This is a genomic window from Sphingobium sp. KKT206 (genome assembly GCF_055640555.1).
On sequence record NZ_CM145764.1, the window covers coordinates 2,626,173 to 2,644,827 of the forward strand.

The window sequence follows — 18,655 nt, forward strand, 5'->3', positions numbered from 1 at the left end:
TTCCACCCCAGCCCGTTCGGTTCGAGCTTGTCGAGAACGAGGCGCAGGGGTTCTCGACAAGCTCGAACCGAACGGAAGAATAGGATGGCGATCATGACTGACACTCCCTTCATGGCAAGCCCCGAAGAACGCGCGCGGATCGCCGCCGAGGGCATGTATCATCCCGATCTGGAAGGCGATGCCTGCGGCGTCGGCCTCGTCGCCGCCACTGATGGCCGTCCCAGCCGCCGCGTGGTCGCCTCCGCGATCGATGCGCTGAAGGCCGTGTGGCATCGCGGCGCGGTCGATGCCGATGGCAAGACCGGCGATGGCGCTGGCATCCATGTCGATCTGCCGGTGCGCTTCTTTGACGATGCTATTGCCGACTCCGGCCACAAGCCGCTGCCCAATCGCCTCGCCGTCGGCATGATCTTCCTGCCGCGCACCGACCTGTCCGCCCAGGAAACCTGCCGCACCATCGTCGAGAGCGAGATCATCGACGCGGGCTATACCATCTATGGCTGGCGCCAGGTGCCGGTGGACGTATCCGTCATCGGCGAGAAGGCGCAGCGTACGCGGCCTGAAATCGAGCAGATCATGATCGCCGGGCCAATGCCCGAAGAGCGCGACCAGGCCGAGTTCGAAAAGGATCTCTACCTCATCCGCCGCCGGATTGAGAAGCAGGTGATCGCCGCGCAGATCAACGACTTCTATGTCTGTTCGCTGTCGTGCCGCTCGATCATCTACAAGGGGCTGTTCCTCGCGGAATCGCTGTCGGTCTTCTATCCCGACCTGCAGGATGAGCGGTTCGAAAGCCGCGTCGCCATCTTCCATCAGCGCTATTCGACCAACACTTTCCCGCAATGGTGGCTGGCCCAACCGTTCCGCACGCTCGCCCATAATGGCGAGATCAACACGATCCGCGGCAACAAGAATTGGATGAAGAGCCACGAGATCAAGATGGCGAGCCTCGCCTTTGGCGAGCAGTCGGAGGACATCAAGCCGGTGATCCCGGCAGGCGCGTCCGACACTGCGGCGCTCGACGCCGTGTTCGAGGCGATCTGCCGCTCTGGCCGCGATGCGCCGACCGCCAAGCTGATGCTGGTGCCCGAAGCCTGGCAGAGCGAAAGCGCCGAACTGCCCAAGCCTCACGCCGACATGTATGAATATCTCGCCTCCGTCATGGAGCCGTGGGACGGCCCCGCCGCGCTGGCGATGACCGATGGCCGCTGGGTCGTGGCAGGCGTCGATCGCAACGCGCTGCGCCCGCTGCGCTACACGCTGACCGGCGACAATCTGCTGATCGTGGGATCGGAAACCGGCATGGTCGTGGTTCCCGAAACGACCATCGTGCGCAAGGGCCGCATGGGTCCGGGCCAGATGATCGCGATCGACCTGCAGGAAGGCGAACTGTATGACGACGCCGCGATCAAGGATCGGATCGCGAGCGAGCGCCCCTATGGCGAGCTGATCAAGGATTTCATGGCGATCGACGACCTGACCGACGCGCCGACTGCTCTGCCCGGCTGGGACAAGGCGGAGCTGACGCGGCGGCAGGTGGCGGCCAATCTGACGCTGGAGGATCTGGAACTGATCCTCGCCCCCATGGTCGAGGATTCGAAGGAAGCCATCGGATCGATGGGCGACGACACGCCGCTGGCGGTCATTTCCGACAAGCCGCGCACGATCAGCCATTTCTTCCGCCAGAATTTCAGTCAGGTCACCAACCCGCCGATCGACCCGCTGCGCGAACGGCATGTGATGAGCCTGAAAACGCGCTTTTCCAACCTGCACAATATCCTGGAGCAGGATGCGCAGAACAGCCATGTGCTGGTGCTGGAATCGCCGGTGCTGACGAGCGCGGAATGGGCGCGGTTGAAGGCGCATTTCGGCCCGGCGGTGGCGCAGATCGACTGCACCTTCCCCGCCAGCGGCGGGCAGGAGCAGTTGCGTGCGGCGATCGCCCGCATCCGCGAGGAAGCCGAACAGGCGGTCCGCGAAGGCCGCACCGAAATCTTCCTGACCGACGAAAATGTCGATGCCGATCGTGCTGCCATTGCGGGCGTGCTGGCGGCGGCGGCAGTCCACACCCATCTGGTGCGCAAGGGGCTGCGCTCCTATGCGTCGATCAACGTGCGCTGTGCCGAAGCGGTCGACACCCATTATTTCGCGGTGTTGATCGGCGTCGGCGCGACCACGGTAAACGCCTATCTGGCCGAGGCCAGCATTGCCGATCGCCATGCGCGCGGCCTGTTCGGCGATCTGTCGCTCGACGCCTGTTTCGAACGCTATCGCACGGCCATCAACGAAGGCCTGCTCAAGATCATGTCCAAAATGGGCATCGCGGTTATCAGCAGCTATCGTGGCGGCTATAATTTCGAAGCGGTCGGGCTTTCGCGCGCGCTCGTCAATGATCTCTTCCCCGGCATGCCGGCGAAGATTTCGGGCGAAGGCTATGCCTCGCTGCATTACAGCGCGATGCTGCGGCACGAAAAAGCCTTCGACAGCGCGGTCGTTCGCCTGCCGATCGGCGGCTTCTACCGCCAGCGCGACGGCGGCGAGGCGCATGCCTATTCGGCGCAGCTGATGCACTTGTTGCAGACCGCGGTCGGGACCGACAGCTATTCGACCTATCTGCAATTTTCGCGCGGCGTGCGCGACTTGCCGCCCGTCTATCTGCGCGACCTTATGGAGTTCAACTTCGCCCGCGAAGCCGTGCCGATCGACGAGGTGGAAGCCACCACCGAAATCCGCAAGCGCTTCGTGACGCCCGGCATGTCGCTCGGCGCACTGTCGCCCGAAGCGCATGAGACGCTGGCCATCGCCATGAACCGGATCGGGGCCAAGGCCGTGTCCGGCGAAGGCGGCGAGGATGCCAACCGCTTCAAGCCCTATGAAAATGGCGACAACGCCAATTCGGTCATCAAGCAGATCGCTAGCGGTAGGTTCGGCGTCCATGCCGAATATCTGGCATCGGCCGAAGAAATCGAGATCAAGGTGGCCCAGGGCGCCAAGCCCGGCGAGGGCGGACAGCTGCCCGGCTTCAAGGTGACCGAGTTCATCGCCAAGCTGCGCCATTCGACGCCCGGCGTGACGCTCATCTCGCCGCCGCCGCATCACGACATCTACTCGATCGAGGATCTGGCCCAGCTCATCTACGACTGCAAGATGATCAACCCGCGTGCGCGGGTCTGCGTCAAGCTGGTCAGCCAGGCGGGCATCGGCACGGTTGCGGCGGGCGTGGCGAAGGCGCATGCCGACGTCATCCTGATCGCGGGCCATGTCGGCGGGACGGGCGCCAGCCCCCAGACCAGCATCAAATATGCCGGTACGCCCTGGGAAATGGGCCTGTCGGAAGCCAATCAGGTGCTGACTCTCAACGGGTTGCGGCATCGGGTGAAGCTGCGCACCGATGGCGGGCTCAAGACCGGGCGCGACATCGTCATCGCCGCGATCCTGGGCGCGGAAGAGTTCGGCATCGGCACGCTCAGCCTCGTCGCCATGGGCTGCATCATGGTGCGCCAATGCCACAGCAACACCTGCCCCGTCGGCGTGTGCGTGCAGGATGAAAAACTGCGGCAGAAGTTCACGGGCACGCCCGAAAAGGTCATCAACCTGATGACCTTCATCGCCGAAGAAGTGCGCGAAGTGCTGGCGCGGCTGGGCTTCCGCAGCCTGGACGAAGTGATCGGGCGGACGGAGTTGCTCAAGCAGGTCAATCGCGGGGCCGAGCATCTCGATGACTTGGATCTCAACCCGATCCTGGCCAAGGTGGATGCCCCCGACGACCAGCGCCGTTTTTCGCTGACCCAATGGCGCAACGACGTGCCCGACAGCCTGGACGCGCAGATGATGCGCGATGCCAAGGCCGTGTTCGAGCGTGGCGAGAAAATGCAGCTGACCTATACGGTGCGCAACACCCACCGTGCGGTCGGCACGCGGCTCTCCTCGGCGGTGACCGACAAGTTCGGCATGTCGACGCTGGCAGACGGGCATCTGACCGTCCGGCTGCGCGGGTCGGCGGGCCAGTCGCTGGGCGCGTTCCTGTGCAAGGGCATCACGCTTGAAGTGTTCGGCGACGCCAATGACTATGTCGGCAAGGGTCTGTCCGGCGGCATCATCGTCGTGCGCACGACTGTCTCCAGTCCTCTCACGAGCAAGGACAACACCATATTGGGCAACACCGTCCTCTATGGCGCGACCAGCGGAAAGCTGTTTGCGGCGGGCCAGGCCGGTGAACGCTTCGCTGTCCGCAATTCGGGTGCGCAGGTCGTGGTCGAAGGTTGCGGTGCCAATGGCTGCGAATATATGACCGGCGGCACGGCGGTCATTCTGGGCAAGACCGGGGCCAATTTCGGCGCGGGCATGACCGGCGGCATGGCCTTCATCCTCGACGAAGATGGTAGCTTCCCGTCGCGCGCCAACCCCGAAGGCATCGTCTGGCAGCGGCTGGAAAGCGCGCATTGGGAAGCGGAGCTGAAAGCGCTGATCACCCAGCATGCGGTGTCGACCGACAGCAAATGGTCGAACACCATATTGGATGATTGGGATCGCTGGCGTCGCTATTTCTGGCAGGTGTGCCCGAAGGAAATGATCACGCGCCTCGCCCACCCGCTCAGCGACGCCCCAACAGAAGTCGTTGCTGCGGAATAAGCGGTCAGGGGTGGTTGTGGTCGATCGTCGGCACGATGATCGGCTGCACCACCGCCCCTGGTGATATCGCCACCGGCTTCACCACAGGGTCGGCCACAGCGACTTTCAACCGATCCAATCGCGGATTGCTGACCGGCTTTTCCGATGCGGTATCGATCATCAGCGAGTCATCGGTCGCTGGATGGTCCTGCGCCAGATAATCCTGCACGTACGGGTCGCTGCTGCCTTCGATCCCGGCCATATCGGCGGCAAAGCGCCGTTCCGTCAAAGTCGGACCGCAGCCAGTGCAGCGAATCACCGCTGGTCCCCGGTCGCTTGTGCCGCTGTCTCCGAATATCGACGCGGTACGTCCCGCTTCGACATAGGCATTATCGTCGTCCGGGGTCCATTCCTCGGCGGGAACGGCTGTTTTCTGCGGGCTGGTGACATAGCTTCCCAGCCCCAGTCCCATCGCGACCGATGCCGCCACGGTCATGCCCGACATCATCCACCATTGCCCCGGCATCGCGCGCCTCACCTTCCCACAATCATTATACCGACCCAATCTCATCAATCATAACGCAGATGCAGATAGGTTGTTGCATGGGGCAAAAGCCTTTGCTAATGGCCACCGCCTACCAGATGCCGGCCCTGCCGGTTTCCCTTTGAGTGTGCGGTCGTGGCGGAACTGGTAGACGCGCAACGTTGAGGTCGTTGTGGCCGAAAGGCCGTGGAAGTTCGAGTCTTCTCGACCGCACCACCCTACCCCCTGTCAGTTTATCGTGATCGATACGCCTGAGGCGCCACCAACAAACGCACTGATCCAGATCATGTTGGGCGGTTTTGCAGGAACCGCGCCTCGCCCCCACGCGCTCCACGCCCATGTTGGACATCCCGTCCGGCGATGTGGAGAACCGCGATGTCGACCCCTGAAAGCCTGCAAGACGTCTATATCGACGAACTGAAAGACCTTTGGTCCGCGAACGACCAGATGCTCAAGGTCATCAAGAAAATCACAGCCAAAGCCAGCGACGCCGCGCTCAAGGACATGCTGACGAAGAGCCAGGAGGGCATCGCCAGCCACACCGCGATCCTCAAAGAATTGATCGCCGGTCAGGATGAGAAAGTCTCCAAGGACCATTGCAAGGGCATGGAAGGCCTCGCCGCCGAAGCGATCAAGCATGTGATCGAAGAAGGGCCGGACAAAGGCCCTGTCCTCGATGTCCTCATCATCGCGCAATATCAGCGCATGACCCATTATGGCATCGCCGGGTTCGGCACCGCTGCTGCCTTCGCCAAGGCGCTCGGCCTCAAGGACGACGATAAGAAGCTGCGCGACGCGACCAAGGACATCTACGCAAGCGACGCCTTCATGACGAAACTTGCGGAAACGTCGGTCAATCTGGAGGCCGAAGACGCCTGATCGCGCGCCGTCCGCCCGGCTCGTCCGGGCGGATGGCCCCTTCCCGTCTGCACATGACGACAGGAGAACAGCCATGACGATTGCACAGGATGACGCCCCCGCGACCACCTCCAAGGACAAAGAGGTGCGCACGCAGGACGTGGATACGCTGCCCCAACCCAAAGGCGACACGCTGCTCGGCCGAACGGTCACCATCAATCGCCCGCGCGCCGAATTGTTCGCCTATTGGGCGGACCTCACCAACCTGCCGGCCTTCATGGACAATGTCGAACGGATCGACATGCTGTCCGACACCCGATCCCATTGGGTGGTCAAGGCACCGGCGGGCAAGACCGTCGAATGGGATGCCGTCATCACGGACAAGCGCGAAGGCGAACTGATCGCCTGGGCCTCGACCGATGACGCCGACGTCCCCAATAGTGGCCGCATCGAATTTCGCGACGCGGGCGACCGCGGCACCATCGTCACCGCGACGATCGCCTATGACCCGCCCGCCGGCATCATCGGCAAGGTCGTCGCCAAATTGTTCCAGAGCGAACCCGCCATCCAGGCGCGGCGCGACCTTCGCCGGTTCAAGCAACTGATGGAAACCGGCGAAATCGCCACGGCCGCCTGGACCCAAAAGCAATTGCAGGAGGAGAAAGCCTGATGCGCGCCCTCACCTGGCACGGCAAACATGACGTGCGCGTCGACACGGTCGACGATCCCGAAATCCTCAATCCGCGCGACGCGATCATCAAGATCACATCCACCGCCATCTGCGGCTCCGACCTGCATCTCTATGACGGTTATATCCCCACCATGCAGGCGGGCGATATTCTCGGCCATGAGTTCATGGGCGAAGTGGTCGAAACCGGCCCCGGATCGACGCTCAAGAAAGGTCAGCGCGTTGTCGTCCCCTTCACCATCGCCTGTGGCAGCTGCTATCATTGCGGCAAGCATCAATATTCCGCGTGCGACAATGGCAATCCGGCGGACAATCAGGACATCGGCCAGGAAATGTATGGCCAACCCATGTCCGGCCTGTTCGGCTACAGCCATCTGACCGGCGGCTATGCCGGGGGCCAGGCCGAATATGTCCGCGTGCCGTTCAGCGATGTCGGCCCGATCGTCGTGCCGGACGGCCTCACCGATGAGCAAGTCCTGTTCCTGTCGGACATCCTGCCCACCGGATGGCAGGCGGCGGAAAATGCCGACATCGAACCCGGCGATACTGTCGCCGTCTGGGGCTGCGGCCCGGTCGGCCTTTTCGCGGTGCAATCGGCTTTCCTCATGGGCGCGCATCGCGTCATCGCGATCGACCATTTCCCGCACCGGCTGGAACTGGCCAGACGCTTCGGCGCCGAAACGATCAATTTCGAGGAATCGAAAACCTATGAAGCGCTGATGGAAATGACCGGCGGCATCGGTCCCGACGCAGTCATCGATGCGGTCGGCCTCGAAGCCCATGGTTTCTTCGTCGATAATGTCGTCGATCAGATCAAGGCGTCCCTGTTCCTGGGCACCGACCGCATCCATTCGATCCGCCAGGCGATCCACGCCTGCCGCAAGGGCGGCCGCGTGTCGATGCCCGCCGTCTATGGCGGCTTTGTCGATAAATTCCCCTTGGGCGCATTCATGGAAAAGGGCCTGACGCTCAAGACCGGCCAGACCAGCGTGCAACATTATATGCCCGCGCTGCTCAACGCGATCGTCGAAGGCCAGATCGACACGACCTTCCTCATTTCCCATCGCATGAGCCTGGAAGACGCGCCCAAAGGCTACAAGATGTTTCACGACAATCGGAATGAAGTGACCAAGATCGTCCTGAAACCCGATTTTGCGCCTTCGTCGGCCATCGCGGCAGAATAGCCGAAACATATTGGAGACAGACTATGCCAGGCAATGAAAACGGGCGCGATCCCGCCGCCGCCCAGGACGAAGAGATGCCCCGCCGGGGACCAATGGGCGACGTCATCCCCAGCGATGACGATCCCGATCCCCGGACCCGCGGCGGAAAGCCGCAGGAAGATGTCGAGGATCGACCGAATGTCGGCACGGTGACACCGGAGGATTATCCGGCGCGCGATCGCGCCGACTCTCGGCCGGACTGATCAGCAAAAGGGTGGGCTTTGCCATTTGTATGGGTTATTCTCGGCTCAGATCGGCAAACCGACCCTTGGGAGATGAGCATGACGGACGAAGGCATCGTGACGCGACGGACCTTGATGGCCGGGGTCGGCCTTGGCATCGCAGCGGCGGGCATGCCCGCACTGGCGGCCACGCCCGGCCGCAAGCTCGGCTATGCGATCGTCGGGCTGGGTTCTTACGCCACCAAGCAGATCATGCCCGCCTTCGCCGGATGCGACCATGCCCGGATCAGCGCCTTGGTCAGCGGTACCCCGGCCAAGCTGGAACAATATGGCGCGCAATATGGCGTGCCCAAAACGCATCACTACAGCTATGAGACGTTCGACCGCATCGCCGACAATCCCGATATCGACGCGGTCTACATCATCCTGCCCAATAGCATGCACGCCGAATATACGATCCGCGCGGCGCGGGCGGGCAAGCATATGCTATGCGAAAAGCCGATGGCGATATCGGTCGCCGAATGCGAGGCGATGATCGTCGCCTGCCGAACGGCGGGCAAGAAGCTGATGATCGGCTATCGATCGCGCTTCGAACCCCATAATCAGCTGGCAATCGAGCTGGCGCGCGGCGGCCATGTCGGGCCGACTCGGATCATCACCGCCGAACATGGCTTCCCCATTCAGCCGGGCCAATGGCGACTGGACAAGCCCCTGTCGGGCGGCGGATCGCTGATGGATATCGGCATCTACAGCCTCAATGCCGTGCGCTATCTGACCGGTGAGGAACCGGTGGACGTCATGGCGATCGAGTCGACCGACCGCGCCGACCCGCGCTTCCGCACCGTGGAGGACCGCATCACCTTCCTGCTGCGCTTCCCGTCGGGGATCGAGGCGACCTGCGTGTCCAGCTATAGCTCGGCGCATAACAGCTATCGCGTGATCGGCACGCAAGGGTGGATCAATATGGAACCCGCCACCCCTTATAGCGGCCATGCGATCCGCATCCGCAAGGACGGCAAAGTCACCGACCGCACCCTGCCGCCATCGCCCAAAACGCAATTTGCAAGCCAGCTCGACCATCTCGCGCAAGCGGTGCTGAACGGCACGCCCGTCATCGTACCCGGCGAAGAGGGCCTGGCCGACCTCCGCGTCATCGAAGCCATCTACCGCTCCGCCCGCGAGGGCCGCCGGGTGAGTTTGAAGGCATGAGGGAAAGGGGTGGGTTGGGGACATTTGTTTGGTACAACCCTGCGCGATGACGCGCACCTTCATTCTGCTATCTTTCGTTTCGGCTATTGGGTCGGGATGCGCCCATTCGCCAACCCCAGATATTCAGATGGCTCATCCTGAAGAAGCACTTGCGGGGGAACTTCGCGCAGAAATCTGGAGTGACCTTCAATCGAATGCCCTAATCGGAAACGGCAACGAACTCGCTGCTCGCTGGGCAAATGCGGGAAGCGAAGTCGCCGCCGCACCTCAACTGCACATTCAGAATCTGCTTTGCAGCGGTGGCCAAAAGTTGCTTCGCTGCGAGTTTTCACTTCTTCGAGACGGTGGTGTTACAATATATCTTGGCGAACCCACCCCCGATAGACTGACATGCGGTGCGCTCTTTCGTCGCTTGGGAACTAGTGACCGCTGGTACATCCCTCGCTTGCCGCCAGGGCCAAGAGGCGGCCACAGCCGCATCACCATCAAGTGCCAGCCTGTCACCTGAAGGTCCACAAAATGACCGTTCATTCCCATTCCTCCTTCGTCATGCCGGGCTTGACCCGGCATCCCGCTTTTCTCCGCACAAATAGCGGGACCCCGGATCAAGTCCGGGGTGACGTCCCATTGTGGTCGAGATTGTGTAAACACGACAATGACATGCTCTTCCGCACAACTTTGGTTTACACGATACTGACGCAGGATAATTTCTATGCGCGATGGGGATCACACTAATTCTAAAATTGTTCATTTCGTTCGTAGCCACACGTTTTTATACAGCTTCGGCTGTTTTCATTCATCCTCCCCTGGCAGGGGAGGTGGCTGGCGTAGCCAGACGGAGGGGTGTCGCCCTCTCTATAGGGTTACACCCTTCCCCCACTTAGTGATGGAGGTGAGGATTTTAGGGCAAAAACCCACCGCGCTACATACCGGCAAGTCTTGCTCCCCCTCCCGCAGGCGGGAGGGGCGATCGGGGTCGGGCAATTTCCCGGATTGCCCTAAACAGCGCGGGGCGCTGTTTACCCCGATCGGGGGATGGGCCAGCGCCACGGTCGAAAAAGGCAGACTGCCCGCCTCGACACCACACCCCTAAGGCCAGTCGCCGCCGCCTTGTCCCCCCTTTCAATGTAGGATTTTCTCTGGTCTATCCTCTGCGATGCGCCAGTCCTCTGCCCTTTCCACACCGCCCTCTACCGACCCCCGTCGCGTCGATGTCGCATGCATGGCGCATCACTGTCGCGTCGCTGTTGCGTCGCCGGGACGTTGCCATGGCTTCCCCGGTACAATTCGGACCAATCCACCCCAAAAATGCACCCTGCAACGGTGTGAATTTCACCCTGTGACCCTGAACACCCCAAAACCCCCAAGCGGTCTGCCGCTTTGCCTTTGGCGCGGAAGGCGTTAAAGCGCGGGCATGACATATCCCGCTCCCAAGGACTGGATCCTGGGCATTTCGCCCTATATCCCCGGTAAATCCGCCGCCGACGATGGCCGCCCGCTGATCAAGCTGTCGGCCAATGAAAATCCGCTGGGCACTGGCGCCGCCGCGCGGGCCGCGCTGGTTGCGGCGACCGCCGATCTTGCCAGCTATCCCGATCCCGCCGCGACCCGGTTGCGCGAGGCGATCGGCGCGGTGCATGGGTTGGACCCGGCGCAGATCATCTATGGCACGGGGTCGGACGAACTGCTGCATATTGCCGCCTCCGCCTATGCCGGGCCGGGCGATGAAATCCTCTATGTGCGCTATGGTTTTGCGGTCTATGACATCGCGGCCCGCCGGGTCGGCGCGACGCCGGTGATCGCGCCCGACAAGGACTATGCGACCGACGTGGACGCGCTGCTGGCTGCGGTGACCGACAAGACCAAGGTCGTGTTCCTCGCCAACCCCAATAACCCCACCGGCACGATGACCGGCCGCGAGGAGATTGCCCGGCTGCATGCGGGTCTGCGCCCCGACATATTGCTGGTGCTGGACCAGGCCTATGCCGAATATCTCGATGCGGGCGAGGATGATGGCGGCCTGGACCTGGCGAAGAATGCCACCAACATATTGGTCACGCGCACCTTCTCGAAAATCTATGGTCTGGCCGCCGAGCGCATCGGCTGGGGCTATGCCTGCCCGGCGATCATCGAAATTCTCCACCGCATCCGCGCGCCGTTCAATGTGACGACGGCGGGACAGGCCGCCGCCATCGCCGCGATCAACGACAGCGCCTGGGTCGAATCGAGCCGGACGCATAATGCGCGTTGGCGCGAATGGCTGGCGGGCGAAATCGGCGCCTTGTCCAACCACGGCCTGCGCGTGGTGCCGAGCAAGACCAATTTCCTGCTGATCCTGTTCGACGGCAAGCTGACCGCCGAAGCGGCGATGAAGGGGTTGTGGGACGAGGGCTATGCGACCCGCTGGCTGCCCGGCCAGGGGCTGCCCAACGGCCTGCGCATCACCATCGGCACGAAGGCGCAGACCCGCGCCGTCGCCGCAAAGCTGCGCGCCATGGCGGAAGCGGCCTGATAGGATGCTGCCTTTCGCTCGCGTCACCATCATCGGCCTGGGGCTGATCGGCTCCTCGCTCGCCCGCGCGATCCGGGCGAACATGCCTACCGTGCGGGTGACGGGCCATGACGCCGATCCGCAGGTGCGCGAGACCGCACGGCGCATCGACCTGTGCGACGATGTCACGGACACGGCGGGTGCGTCGGTGACCGACGCCGATCTGGTGATATTATGCGTGCCCGTCCGCGCGATGGGCATGGTCGCCGCCGAGATTGCCGACGATCTGCCCGCCGATGCGATCATCAGCGATGTGGGGTCGTGCAAGGCTGACGTGCTGGCGCAGCTTGCCGCCGCGCTGCCGGGGCGGACGATCATCCCGGCGCATCCCGTCGCGGGGACCGAAAATAGCGGGCCGGAAGCGGGCTTTGCGACCTTGTTCAAGGGCCGCTGGTGCATCGTCACGCCCCCCGCCGATGCCGATCCGGCCGCGGTCGAGCGCGTCGCCGAATTGTGGCGGCGGGTCGGTGCGGATGTCGAATTGATGGACCCGGCGCATCATGATCTGGTGCTGGCGGTGACCAGCCATTTGCCGCACCTTATCGCCTACACCATCGTCGGCACCGCCAGTGACCTCGAAAATGTCACCCAGTCCGAAGTGATCAAATATTCGGCCGGCGGTTTTCGCGACTTCACCCGCATTGCGGCGTCCGACCCGACCATGTGGCGCGACGTGTTCCTGGCGAACAAGGATGCGGTGCTGGAAATGCTGCAGCGTTTTTCGGAGGATCTATCCGCGCTGCAGCGGGCGATCCGCTGGAATGACGGCGACGCTTTGTTCAACCTCTTCACCCACACCCGCGACATTCGCCGCTCGATCATCGAACAGGGGCAGGATGACGCGAAGCCGGATTTCGGCCGCGCTCACTGAAGTAGGGCGGATGGCGGGTTCAGCGCGTTGATCGCGGCATGGACACGGGTTTCGGCCTCGCGCCGGTCGAGGCCGGTCGGGACGATCTCCCCCACCTTATAGGTGATGGTGCCCGATCGTTTGAGGAATTTGCCGCGCGGCGACACCCGGCCGCTGTCGATCGCAATCGGCACGACGGGCAGGCCGAGCAGGACATAGAGACCCGCAAAACCGGCCTTGAGCGGTGGCGCTTCGCCATGAGGGACGCGGGTGCCTTCGGGGAAGACGCACACCGCCCGCCCCTGCGCATTGGCGTCGCGGGCCGCAGCGCGCAGCACTCGCATGGCGCTCGCTCCGCCGCTGCGCTCGATGGGGATGAGGCCATAGCGCTGGGCGACGCGGCCCCACAGCGGAATGTCGAGCAATTCCCGCTTGGCGACGACGGCGGGGCGATCGAACAGGCAGAGCATGTCGATCGTTTCGAACATCGATTCATGCTTGACGATATAGAGATAGGGACCAAGCGGCAGGTCGCCGACGACCTTGACCTTCTGCCCCAGCAGCCAATGCGCGCACAGGCGATGGAAGCGGCTCCACCCCGTCCCGATCCGCAGCACTGCCTCGGTACTGAACGACCCCAGCAGCAGGGCCGCCAGCACGAAGAACAGGCTGCCGGAATAGAAGACCAGCGTGAAGGCGAGCGAGCGGATCGCGGTGAGCATGAGCAGATATGCGCCTTTGTCAGATGCCGAGCAGCGCAGCCCCGCGCCGCAGCAGATATTTATTATATTCGCGCACCAATATCGTCAGGCTAGGGCGGCTGGGCACCGCGTCATAGACGATCGCGACCCGCTCCGGCAACGCCTGCCGCAACTCCAGCGCGGCGCGGCGCATATGCCAGTCGGTGGTGATGAGGCGCACGGTCTTGTAATCGCGCCGTTCCAGCCAGCGCGCGGTCTCGATCGCGTTGGAGCGCGTGTCGATCGCTTCGCGGCCAAGCGTGATGCAGCAGGCGAACAGCGCTTCGGGCGTATCATATTCGGCCGCCAGTTCGCCCGGACGCACGGAGCGGTCGACCCCGGAGATCAGCATCCGCTTGGCGGTATCGGCCTGCAGCAGGGCGATGCCCCGGTCGATCCGCCCGGCCCCGCCGGTCAGGACGACGATGGCGTCCGTCGGGCGGCTGTCGAGCGGCTGGGGCAGCAGCACCGCGAACCAGATGAAGCCCAGCATCCAGCCCAGCATGCTGACGGCCAGCAGCCGAACGATCACAGCGCGCGGCCCAGCGCGCGCAGCACGGTCCAGCGCGCGGTGAGGACAGCGAGGAGGACGCCCGCCACCGGCAGCAGCGCGAGCAGCGCCCAGCCGGTCCCATCCAGCGCCACCGCCCCCAGCAGATCGGAGCCGGTCGCATCAAGGCGCAGGCCGATGACGAGCAGGGTGGCAACCGCAAAGGCAAAGCCCAGCACACCGCCCAGCAGCGCGTCGAGACCGATACGCCATTGGAACAGCCGGGCGATCTGCACATCGGTCGACCCCATCAGATGCAGCACGTCGATCGTCCCGCGATGGCTGTCATGTGCGGCGCGCGCCGCCAGCACGACGACTGCGCCGGTTGCGACCGTCATCAGCACGACGACGCCGACCGCCAGCCAGCCGAGCGCCGTCAACAGTCCGGCGAGCGGGAGCAGGAACGCGGCATGGGGTTCGATCCGCAGGCTGGGCGCGATGCTGCCGAGCAGGCGGCGCAACCGATCGACCTTTGCTTGCGCCGCGCCTGGGGTGAGCGTCACATCGATGAGCGCAGGCACCGGCAAGTCGGCGCTGGCGGCATCTTCGCCGAGCCAAGGGCGCAACTGGTCGGCGAGCGCGGCGGGATCGACCGGGGTCGCGGCGCGCACTTCGCTGGCCTGGCGCAGCGCCTGGAGCGTGCGGGCGGCGAGCCGGTCGCGCACGACCGCATCAGCCTCCACCACCTGCACGCTGGCGCGTCCGGCAAGGTCAGCGCTCATCGCCTGGACAGCCGCGCCCAGCGCCAGCCCGGCGGCGGCCGACAGGACAGTCAGGAACATCATGATGGCGATGATCCACGGCATAGGTCCAGCGAGGCGTCCGCCCGGCAGCAGGCGATGGCGCGCGGCGGCGGCGGCGCGGCGGCTGGCGCGCGAACTGCTCATTCGGCCTGCCGGGACCGGGCCGGATAGCGCAGCGATCCGGTGGGATCGGCGAGCCGCCCCTTGTCCAGCCGCATCATCTGCGCGCCGGTGACCTGGCTCATCAGCGGCAGGTCGTGGGTCGCCACGACGATGGTGGTGCCCAGGCGATTGAGCGCTTCGAACAGGGTCAGCAACCGCCGCGCCATATCGGCATCGACGTTGCCGGTCGGTTCGTCGGCGACCAATATTTCGGGACGGCCGATCACGGCGCGGGCGATGGCGACCCGCTGCTGCTCTCCGCCCGACAGGGTGGCGGGGCGCGCCTGGCCGCGATCACCAAGGCCGACCCAGCTGAGCATTTCGGCGACCGGAGCGTCGATCTCCTTCTCCTCCATCCCCGCCACGCGGAGCGGGAGGGCGATATTGTCATAGGCCGACAGATGCGGGACGAGGCGGAAATCCTGAAACACCACGCCGATGCGACGGCGGAAGCCGGGCAGGCGGGTGCGCGGCAGGGTGACGACATCTTCGCCGAACAGGCGGATGACGCCGCGGCTGGGCCGCTGGGCCAGATAGAGGAGTTTGAGCAGCGAGGTCTTGCCCGCGCCCGACGCGCCGGTCAGGAAAAAAAATCCACCGGCCGCCAGCGAAAAGCTGACGTCCGACAGGGTTTCACTGTCCAGACCATAGCGCAGGCCGACATTTTCGAACTGGACGATGGCCGTCATGTCAGATTGATGGCGCGTCATGCGCTCCCTGCTTCCCCGGAAGCTCCGCCATGGCACAGCGGGCAGGTCGCCGTAAAGCCCGCGCCGGGAAAAGGGCCGAGTCGCGCGGTGGGATGACAGTGGTGTGACGTGCCCGATGCTTGCCGCTTGCGCGCGAGTCCCTGCCATGCCTATGAAGCGTCATGATCTTGCTATGTCCCCATTGCGCGACACGCTATGTCGTGCCGGACAGCGCCGTCGGCCCCAATGGCCGCCAGGTGCGGTGTGCCGCCTGCAAGCATAGCTGGTTCCAGGAGCCTGCCATCCTGCCCGGACGGGCGGACGAGCCAGCGGAAGCCGCGCCTCCGCCGCCGCCGGTGGCAGTGCCGCCATCACCGGAATCAGCGCCCGTTGCCCCGCCGGTCGAGGCGGTTCCAGACACGCAGGCCGCAGAGCCGGTTGCACCGGAGCCTTCGGCGCCAGCGAACAACCGCTTCGACGACATCTATGCCGGTGCGCCCGTCAGCCGGGTGGAGGAAAGCGAACCCGCGCCTGCCGCGCCGGTCAAGCGCCGCCGCAATGTCCTGAAATTATGGACCTATGCCGCCGTCGCCTTTGCCCTGATCGTCGCTGCGGCGGGCGGCGCACTCTATTATTTCGGGCCGCCGGGATGGGCGGTCAGCATGGGACTGGTCGCTGAAGAGGGCGATCCCGACCTGCTATTCTACCTTTCCAAACCCGCCGAGCGGCGCAAGCTGCCGACGGGCGAGGAATATTTCGCCTTTGGCGCGCGGATCGTGAACAGCGGGACGCAGGCGTTGCCGGTGCCGCCGGTGCTGGTGCAGTTGCGCGACCGGCAGAATAGGCTGGTGTTCAGTTGGACCACCAAGGCCGACAAGGCCCGGTTGAAGCCCGGCGAAGAGGCGTCGATCAACGAAAGCCGGATCGACATTCCCAAAAATGCCGAGAATTTGTCGCTGACCTTCGTGCAGTAAGGCCATCCTGCTATAAACTGTCATTGCCGCGCAGGCGGCAATCCATCTCCTACCCTGTCGGCAGACGAGATGTCGGGAGATGTCGAAGAGAGGCGCGTGACTCTCTTCGACCCGCCTTCGCGGGGATGACGAGGTTTTTCAGGGATAGCTGACCGTTTTGGGTCGGCCTTGCGGGATGGGGATGAACTCCTGATCGTCGCCGGGGATGAGGGGGAAGCGGAGTGCTTCCCAGTCTTCGCGCGCCTGCATCAGCCGGTCGGGGCGGGATGAGACGAAATTCCACCAGACATGGCGGGGCGAGGTGAAGGCTTCGCCGCCGCATAGCATCACGCGGCCGCCATCGACGCTCATCAACGTGGCGCGGGTGCCGGGGCGCAGGACGTAGAGCGTCTGCGGCGTCAGCATCATGCCATCGAGTGCGGCATCGCCGCCGGAGACATAGATGGCGCGTTCATCGGCCGACGGGTCGATCGGGATGCGGCCGCCGGGCGAGAGCTGGATGTCGGCATAGATGGTCTGCGCATAAGTCGTGACCGGGGAGGTTTCGCCCCAGAGCGACCCCATGATGACGCGCGCGCGGACAAGCCCGTCCTCGATCACCGGCAAACCGGCTTCGCTGACATGCTCGAAGGCCGGGTCCATTTCTTCCAGGGCGTCGGGCAAAGCCAGCCACGTCTGGATCGCGGACAATTTGGAGGCCTTCGCCCGTTCGTCGTCGGGCGAGCGTTCGGAATGAACGATGCCCTTGCCCGCGGTCATCAGGTTGATCGCGCCCGCTTCGATCAGCTGTTCGGTGCCCAGCGAATCGCGGTGGAGGAAGGCACCTTCATACATATAGGTGACGGTCGCCAAGTTGATGTGCGGATGGGGGCGCACGTCGATGCCATGGCCTGCATCCAGCTTTGCCGGGCCAGCCTGATCGAAGAAGATGAAGGGGCCGACCATCGTGCGTCCCTTGGTCGGGAGCGAGCGGTGAACCTTGAAATCGCCCAGATCATGGGTGGTGGGCGCGATGCTTTGCAGAATGAGATCGTCCAGGGTCATCAGGCTTCTCCGGGGGCGCGGGCCTTGATCGCCAGCGCGTGGACTTTATCGCGCAGCAGATCGGCCAGCGCGGCGTTGACGAGACGCTGACGCGCGACGCGGCTTTGCCCGGTGAAGCGATCAGCGACGATGTCGACGGTGAAATGGCTTTCGCCCGACCCGTCATGCCCCGCATGGCCGCGATGCTTTTCGCTGTCGTCGATCACGGCGAGCTGTTGCGGGTTCAGGGCGTCGCGCAGCCGCGCTTCGATTTCGGTGGCCACGGGGCCTTTCAGAATCTGGGTCATGTCCCCTATATAAACGCTTTGCCGCGTCATGCATCAGGACAAGTTTGTCGACCGACCCTTTCTCGAACCGTCGTTTCAACCGCTTTCATGGCCGGGTGGAAGGCGACCGCCCCTGCGCGGCGCCCGGATGCCCGGAACCCGGCGAATTTCGCGCGCCCCCGGCGGAAGGCAGCGCGCGGCCGGGCGACGAGGGGCCGCGCTGGCGCTGGTTCTGTCTCGACCATGTCAAGGCGTTCAACCAGGGCTATAATTTCTTCACCGGCATGACGCCCGACGAGATCGCGGCGGCGCAGCGCCCCTATGCCGGGTGGGAGCGGGAGACGCGCGCCTTTTCCGCCAATGCGCATAGCCCGTCCCCCAAATGGGCCGATTTCGTCGATCCGCTCGATGCGATCGGCGCGAAGTTCAAGGAACGGATGGCTAAAGCGCGTGCCGATGCGCAGGTGCGGCAGGATGGCCAATTTCTGTCGGCCGAGGATCGCAAGGCCTTGGGCGTCATGGGGCTGGGCATCGATACCGACCGCAAGGCGCTGCGGACGCGCTATACCCAATTGCTGCGCCGCTATCACCCCGACCATAATGGCGGCGACCGCAGCCATGAGGGCGCTTTGCAGGGCGTAATCCAGGCCTATGCCCATTTGCGCAAGGCGGCGGTTTTCGCTTAGCTTCGCATATTTCCCGCTGTTTTCGATATTTTCGTTCGCTCACTCGTAATTTTATTACGCTGCCTCTGGCCTCGACACTTTATGC

17 protein-coding genes and 1 tRNA gene are annotated in these 18,655 nt (G+C 63.9%); 11 read left to right on the plus strand and 7 right to left on the minus strand.

The genetic code is table 11. From position 1 onward, the window contains the following. Positions 1-93 precede the first annotated feature (93 nt). On the plus strand, positions 94-4,632 hold the full coding sequence (gene gltB, locus ACZ2HM_RS12725) for a glutamate synthase large subunit (RefSeq protein ID WP_470425375.1): 4,539 nt from the start codon (positions 94-96) through the stop codon (positions 4,630-4,632). A 4-nt stretch (positions 4,633-4,636) separates the two neighbouring features. On the opposite strand, the gene ACZ2HM_RS12730 is transcribed toward gltB, so the two are convergent. After that, positions 4,637-5,149 carry a hypothetical protein gene (locus ACZ2HM_RS12730; protein ID WP_470425376.1) on the minus strand — a complete coding sequence of 171 codons (513 nt, stop codon included), beginning with the start codon at positions 5,147-5,149 and terminating at the stop codon, positions 4,637-4,639. Positions 5,150-5,284: 135 nt separating this feature from the next. Between ACZ2HM_RS12730 and ACZ2HM_RS12735 the strand changes: the two genes are divergently transcribed. From ACZ2HM_RS12735 to ACZ2HM_RS12770, 8 genes are all read left to right on the plus strand, one after another. Further along, a tRNA-Leu gene (locus tag ACZ2HM_RS12735) sits at positions 5,285-5,371 on the plus strand. A 159-nt stretch (positions 5,372-5,530) separates the two neighbouring features. Then, entirely contained in the window at positions 5,531-6,034 is a 504-nt protein-coding gene (locus ACZ2HM_RS12740; RefSeq protein ID WP_470425377.1) for a YciE/YciF ferroxidase family protein, read from the plus strand. Between the two features lie 73 nt (positions 6,035-6,107). Then, the gene (locus tag ACZ2HM_RS12745; RefSeq protein WP_037473500.1) at positions 6,108-6,683 is read left to right on the plus strand and encodes an SRPBCC family protein; all 576 of its coding nucleotides are present in this window, start codon (positions 6,108-6,110) and stop codon (positions 6,681-6,683) included. Next, entirely contained in the window at positions 6,683-7,885 is a 1,203-nt protein-coding gene (locus ACZ2HM_RS12750) for a zinc-dependent alcohol dehydrogenase (RefSeq protein ID WP_470425378.1), read from the plus strand. The genes ACZ2HM_RS12745 and ACZ2HM_RS12750 overlap by 1 nt, the downstream gene beginning before the upstream one ends. A gap of 23 nt (positions 7,886-7,908) precedes the next feature. Continuing rightward, a complete protein-coding gene (locus tag ACZ2HM_RS12755) occupies positions 7,909-8,127 on the plus strand; it encodes a hypothetical protein (protein WP_037473503.1) in 219 nt (72 codons plus the stop codon). Between the two features lie 78 nt (positions 8,128-8,205). Next, the gene (locus ACZ2HM_RS12760) at positions 8,206-9,315 is read left to right on the plus strand and encodes a Gfo/Idh/MocA family protein (RefSeq protein ID WP_470425379.1); all 1,110 of its coding nucleotides are present in this window, start codon (positions 8,206-8,208) and stop codon (positions 9,313-9,315) included. Positions 9,316-10,729: 1,414 nt separating this feature from the next. Further along, positions 10,730-11,827: a histidinol-phosphate transaminase gene (gene hisC, locus ACZ2HM_RS12765; RefSeq protein ID WP_037477323.1), complete on the plus strand. Its 1,098-nt coding sequence runs from the start codon at positions 10,730-10,732 to the stop codon at positions 11,825-11,827. Positions 11,828-11,831: 4 nt separating this feature from the next. After that, a complete protein-coding gene (locus ACZ2HM_RS12770; RefSeq protein ID WP_470425380.1) occupies positions 11,832-12,737 on the plus strand; it encodes a prephenate/arogenate dehydrogenase family protein in 906 nt (301 codons plus the stop codon). On the opposite strand, the gene ACZ2HM_RS12775 is transcribed toward ACZ2HM_RS12770, so the two are convergent. The 4 genes from ACZ2HM_RS12775 to ftsE are packed head-to-tail and all read right to left on the minus strand — an operon-like array spanning position 12,731 to position 15,600. After that, complete coding sequence (locus ACZ2HM_RS12775; RefSeq protein WP_037472790.1) at positions 12,731-13,438, minus strand: lysophospholipid acyltransferase family protein; 708 nt, start codon at positions 13,436-13,438, stop codon at positions 12,731-12,733. The two genes, ACZ2HM_RS12770 and ACZ2HM_RS12775, sit on opposite strands and share 7 nt — an antisense overlap. A 19-nt stretch (positions 13,439-13,457) precedes the next feature. After that, positions 13,458-13,988 carry a YdcF family protein gene (locus ACZ2HM_RS12780; RefSeq protein WP_470425381.1) on the minus strand — a complete coding sequence of 177 codons (531 nt, stop codon included), beginning with the start codon at positions 13,986-13,988 and terminating at the stop codon, positions 13,458-13,460. After that, positions 13,985-14,893 carry a cell division protein FtsX gene (locus ACZ2HM_RS12785; RefSeq protein ID WP_470425382.1) on the minus strand — a complete coding sequence of 303 codons (909 nt, stop codon included), beginning with the start codon at positions 14,891-14,893 and terminating at the stop codon, positions 13,985-13,987. The genes ACZ2HM_RS12780 and ACZ2HM_RS12785 overlap by 4 nt, the downstream gene beginning before the upstream one ends. Next, on the minus strand, positions 14,890-15,600 hold the full coding sequence (gene ftsE, locus ACZ2HM_RS12790) for a cell division ATP-binding protein FtsE (RefSeq protein ID WP_470426853.1): 711 nt from the start codon (positions 15,598-15,600) through the stop codon (positions 14,890-14,892). Before ftsE ends, ACZ2HM_RS12785 begins: the two co-directional genes overlap by 4 nt. Positions 15,601-15,782: 182 nt before the next feature. Here ftsE and ACZ2HM_RS12795 point away from each other — a divergent pair, with 182 nt between their 5' ends. Continuing rightward, on the plus strand, positions 15,783-16,574 hold the full coding sequence (locus ACZ2HM_RS12795) for an MJ0042-type zinc finger domain-containing protein (protein WP_470425383.1): 792 nt from the start codon (positions 15,783-15,785) through the stop codon (positions 16,572-16,574). A 138-nt stretch (positions 16,575-16,712) separates the two neighbouring features. Here ACZ2HM_RS12795 and ACZ2HM_RS12800 read toward each other — a convergent pair whose 3' ends face one another. Beyond that, complete coding sequence (locus tag ACZ2HM_RS12800) at positions 16,713-17,618, minus strand: pirin family protein (RefSeq protein ID WP_470425384.1); 906 nt, start codon at positions 17,616-17,618, stop codon at positions 16,713-16,715. Next, positions 17,618-17,905 (minus strand): BolA family protein, encoded by a 288-nt coding sequence (locus ACZ2HM_RS12805; RefSeq protein WP_037472779.1) that lies wholly within the window; start codon positions 17,903-17,905, stop codon positions 17,618-17,620. Before ACZ2HM_RS12805 ends, ACZ2HM_RS12800 begins: the two co-directional genes overlap by 1 nt. A gap of 44 nt (positions 17,906-17,949) precedes the next feature. Here ACZ2HM_RS12805 and ACZ2HM_RS12810 point away from each other — a divergent pair, with 44 nt between their 5' ends. Further along, positions 17,950-18,570 carry a J domain-containing protein gene (locus ACZ2HM_RS12810; protein ID WP_037472777.1) on the plus strand — a complete coding sequence of 207 codons (621 nt, stop codon included), beginning with the start codon at positions 17,950-17,952 and terminating at the stop codon, positions 18,568-18,570. The last annotated feature ends 85 nt before the right edge of the window (positions 18,571-18,655 follow it).

Excerpts from the sequence above, each read along its gene's own strand:
- ACZ2HM_RS12795 (WP_470425383.1), top strand. The coding sequence starts at position 15,783 with ATGATCTTGCTATGTCCCCATTGCGCGACACGCTATGTCGTGCCGGAC.
- gltB (WP_470425375.1), top strand. The coding sequence starts at position 94 with ATGACTGACACTCCCTTCATGGCAAGCCCCGAAGAACGCGCGCGGATC.
- ACZ2HM_RS12785 (WP_470425382.1), bottom strand. The coding sequence starts at position 14,893 with ATGAGCAGTTCGCGCGCCAGCCGCCGCGCCGCCGCCGCCGCGCGCCAT.
- ACZ2HM_RS12770 (WP_470425380.1), top strand. The coding sequence starts at position 11,832 with ATGCTGCCTTTCGCTCGCGTCACCATCATCGGCCTGGGGCTGATCGGC.
- ACZ2HM_RS12805 (WP_037472779.1), bottom strand. The coding sequence starts at position 17,905 with ATGACCCAGATTCTGAAAGGCCCCGTGGCCACCGAAATCGAAGCGCGG.
- ACZ2HM_RS12745 (WP_037473500.1), top strand. The coding sequence starts at position 6,108 with ATGACGATTGCACAGGATGACGCCCCCGCGACCACCTCCAAGGACAAA.
- ACZ2HM_RS12750 (WP_470425378.1), top strand. The coding sequence starts at position 6,683 with ATGCGCGCCCTCACCTGGCACGGCAAACATGACGTGCGCGTCGACACG.
- ACZ2HM_RS12740 (WP_470425377.1), top strand. The coding sequence starts at position 5,531 with ATGTCGACCCCTGAAAGCCTGCAAGACGTCTATATCGACGAACTGAAA.
- ACZ2HM_RS12775 (WP_037472790.1), bottom strand. The coding sequence starts at position 13,438 with ATGCTCACCGCGATCCGCTCGCTCGCCTTCACGCTGGTCTTCTATTCC.
- ftsE (WP_470426853.1), bottom strand. The coding sequence starts at position 15,600 with ATGACGGCCATCGTCCAGTTCGAAAATGTCGGCCTGCGCTATGGTCTG.
- ACZ2HM_RS12800 (WP_470425384.1), bottom strand. The coding sequence starts at position 17,618 with ATGACCCTGGACGATCTCATTCTGCAAAGCATCGCGCCCACCACCCAT.
- hisC (WP_037477323.1), top strand. The coding sequence starts at position 10,730 with ATGACATATCCCGCTCCCAAGGACTGGATCCTGGGCATTTCGCCCTAT.
- ACZ2HM_RS12755 (WP_037473503.1), top strand. The coding sequence starts at position 7,909 with ATGCCAGGCAATGAAAACGGGCGCGATCCCGCCGCCGCCCAGGACGAA.
- ACZ2HM_RS12760 (WP_470425379.1), top strand. The coding sequence starts at position 8,206 with ATGACGGACGAAGGCATCGTGACGCGACGGACCTTGATGGCCGGGGTC.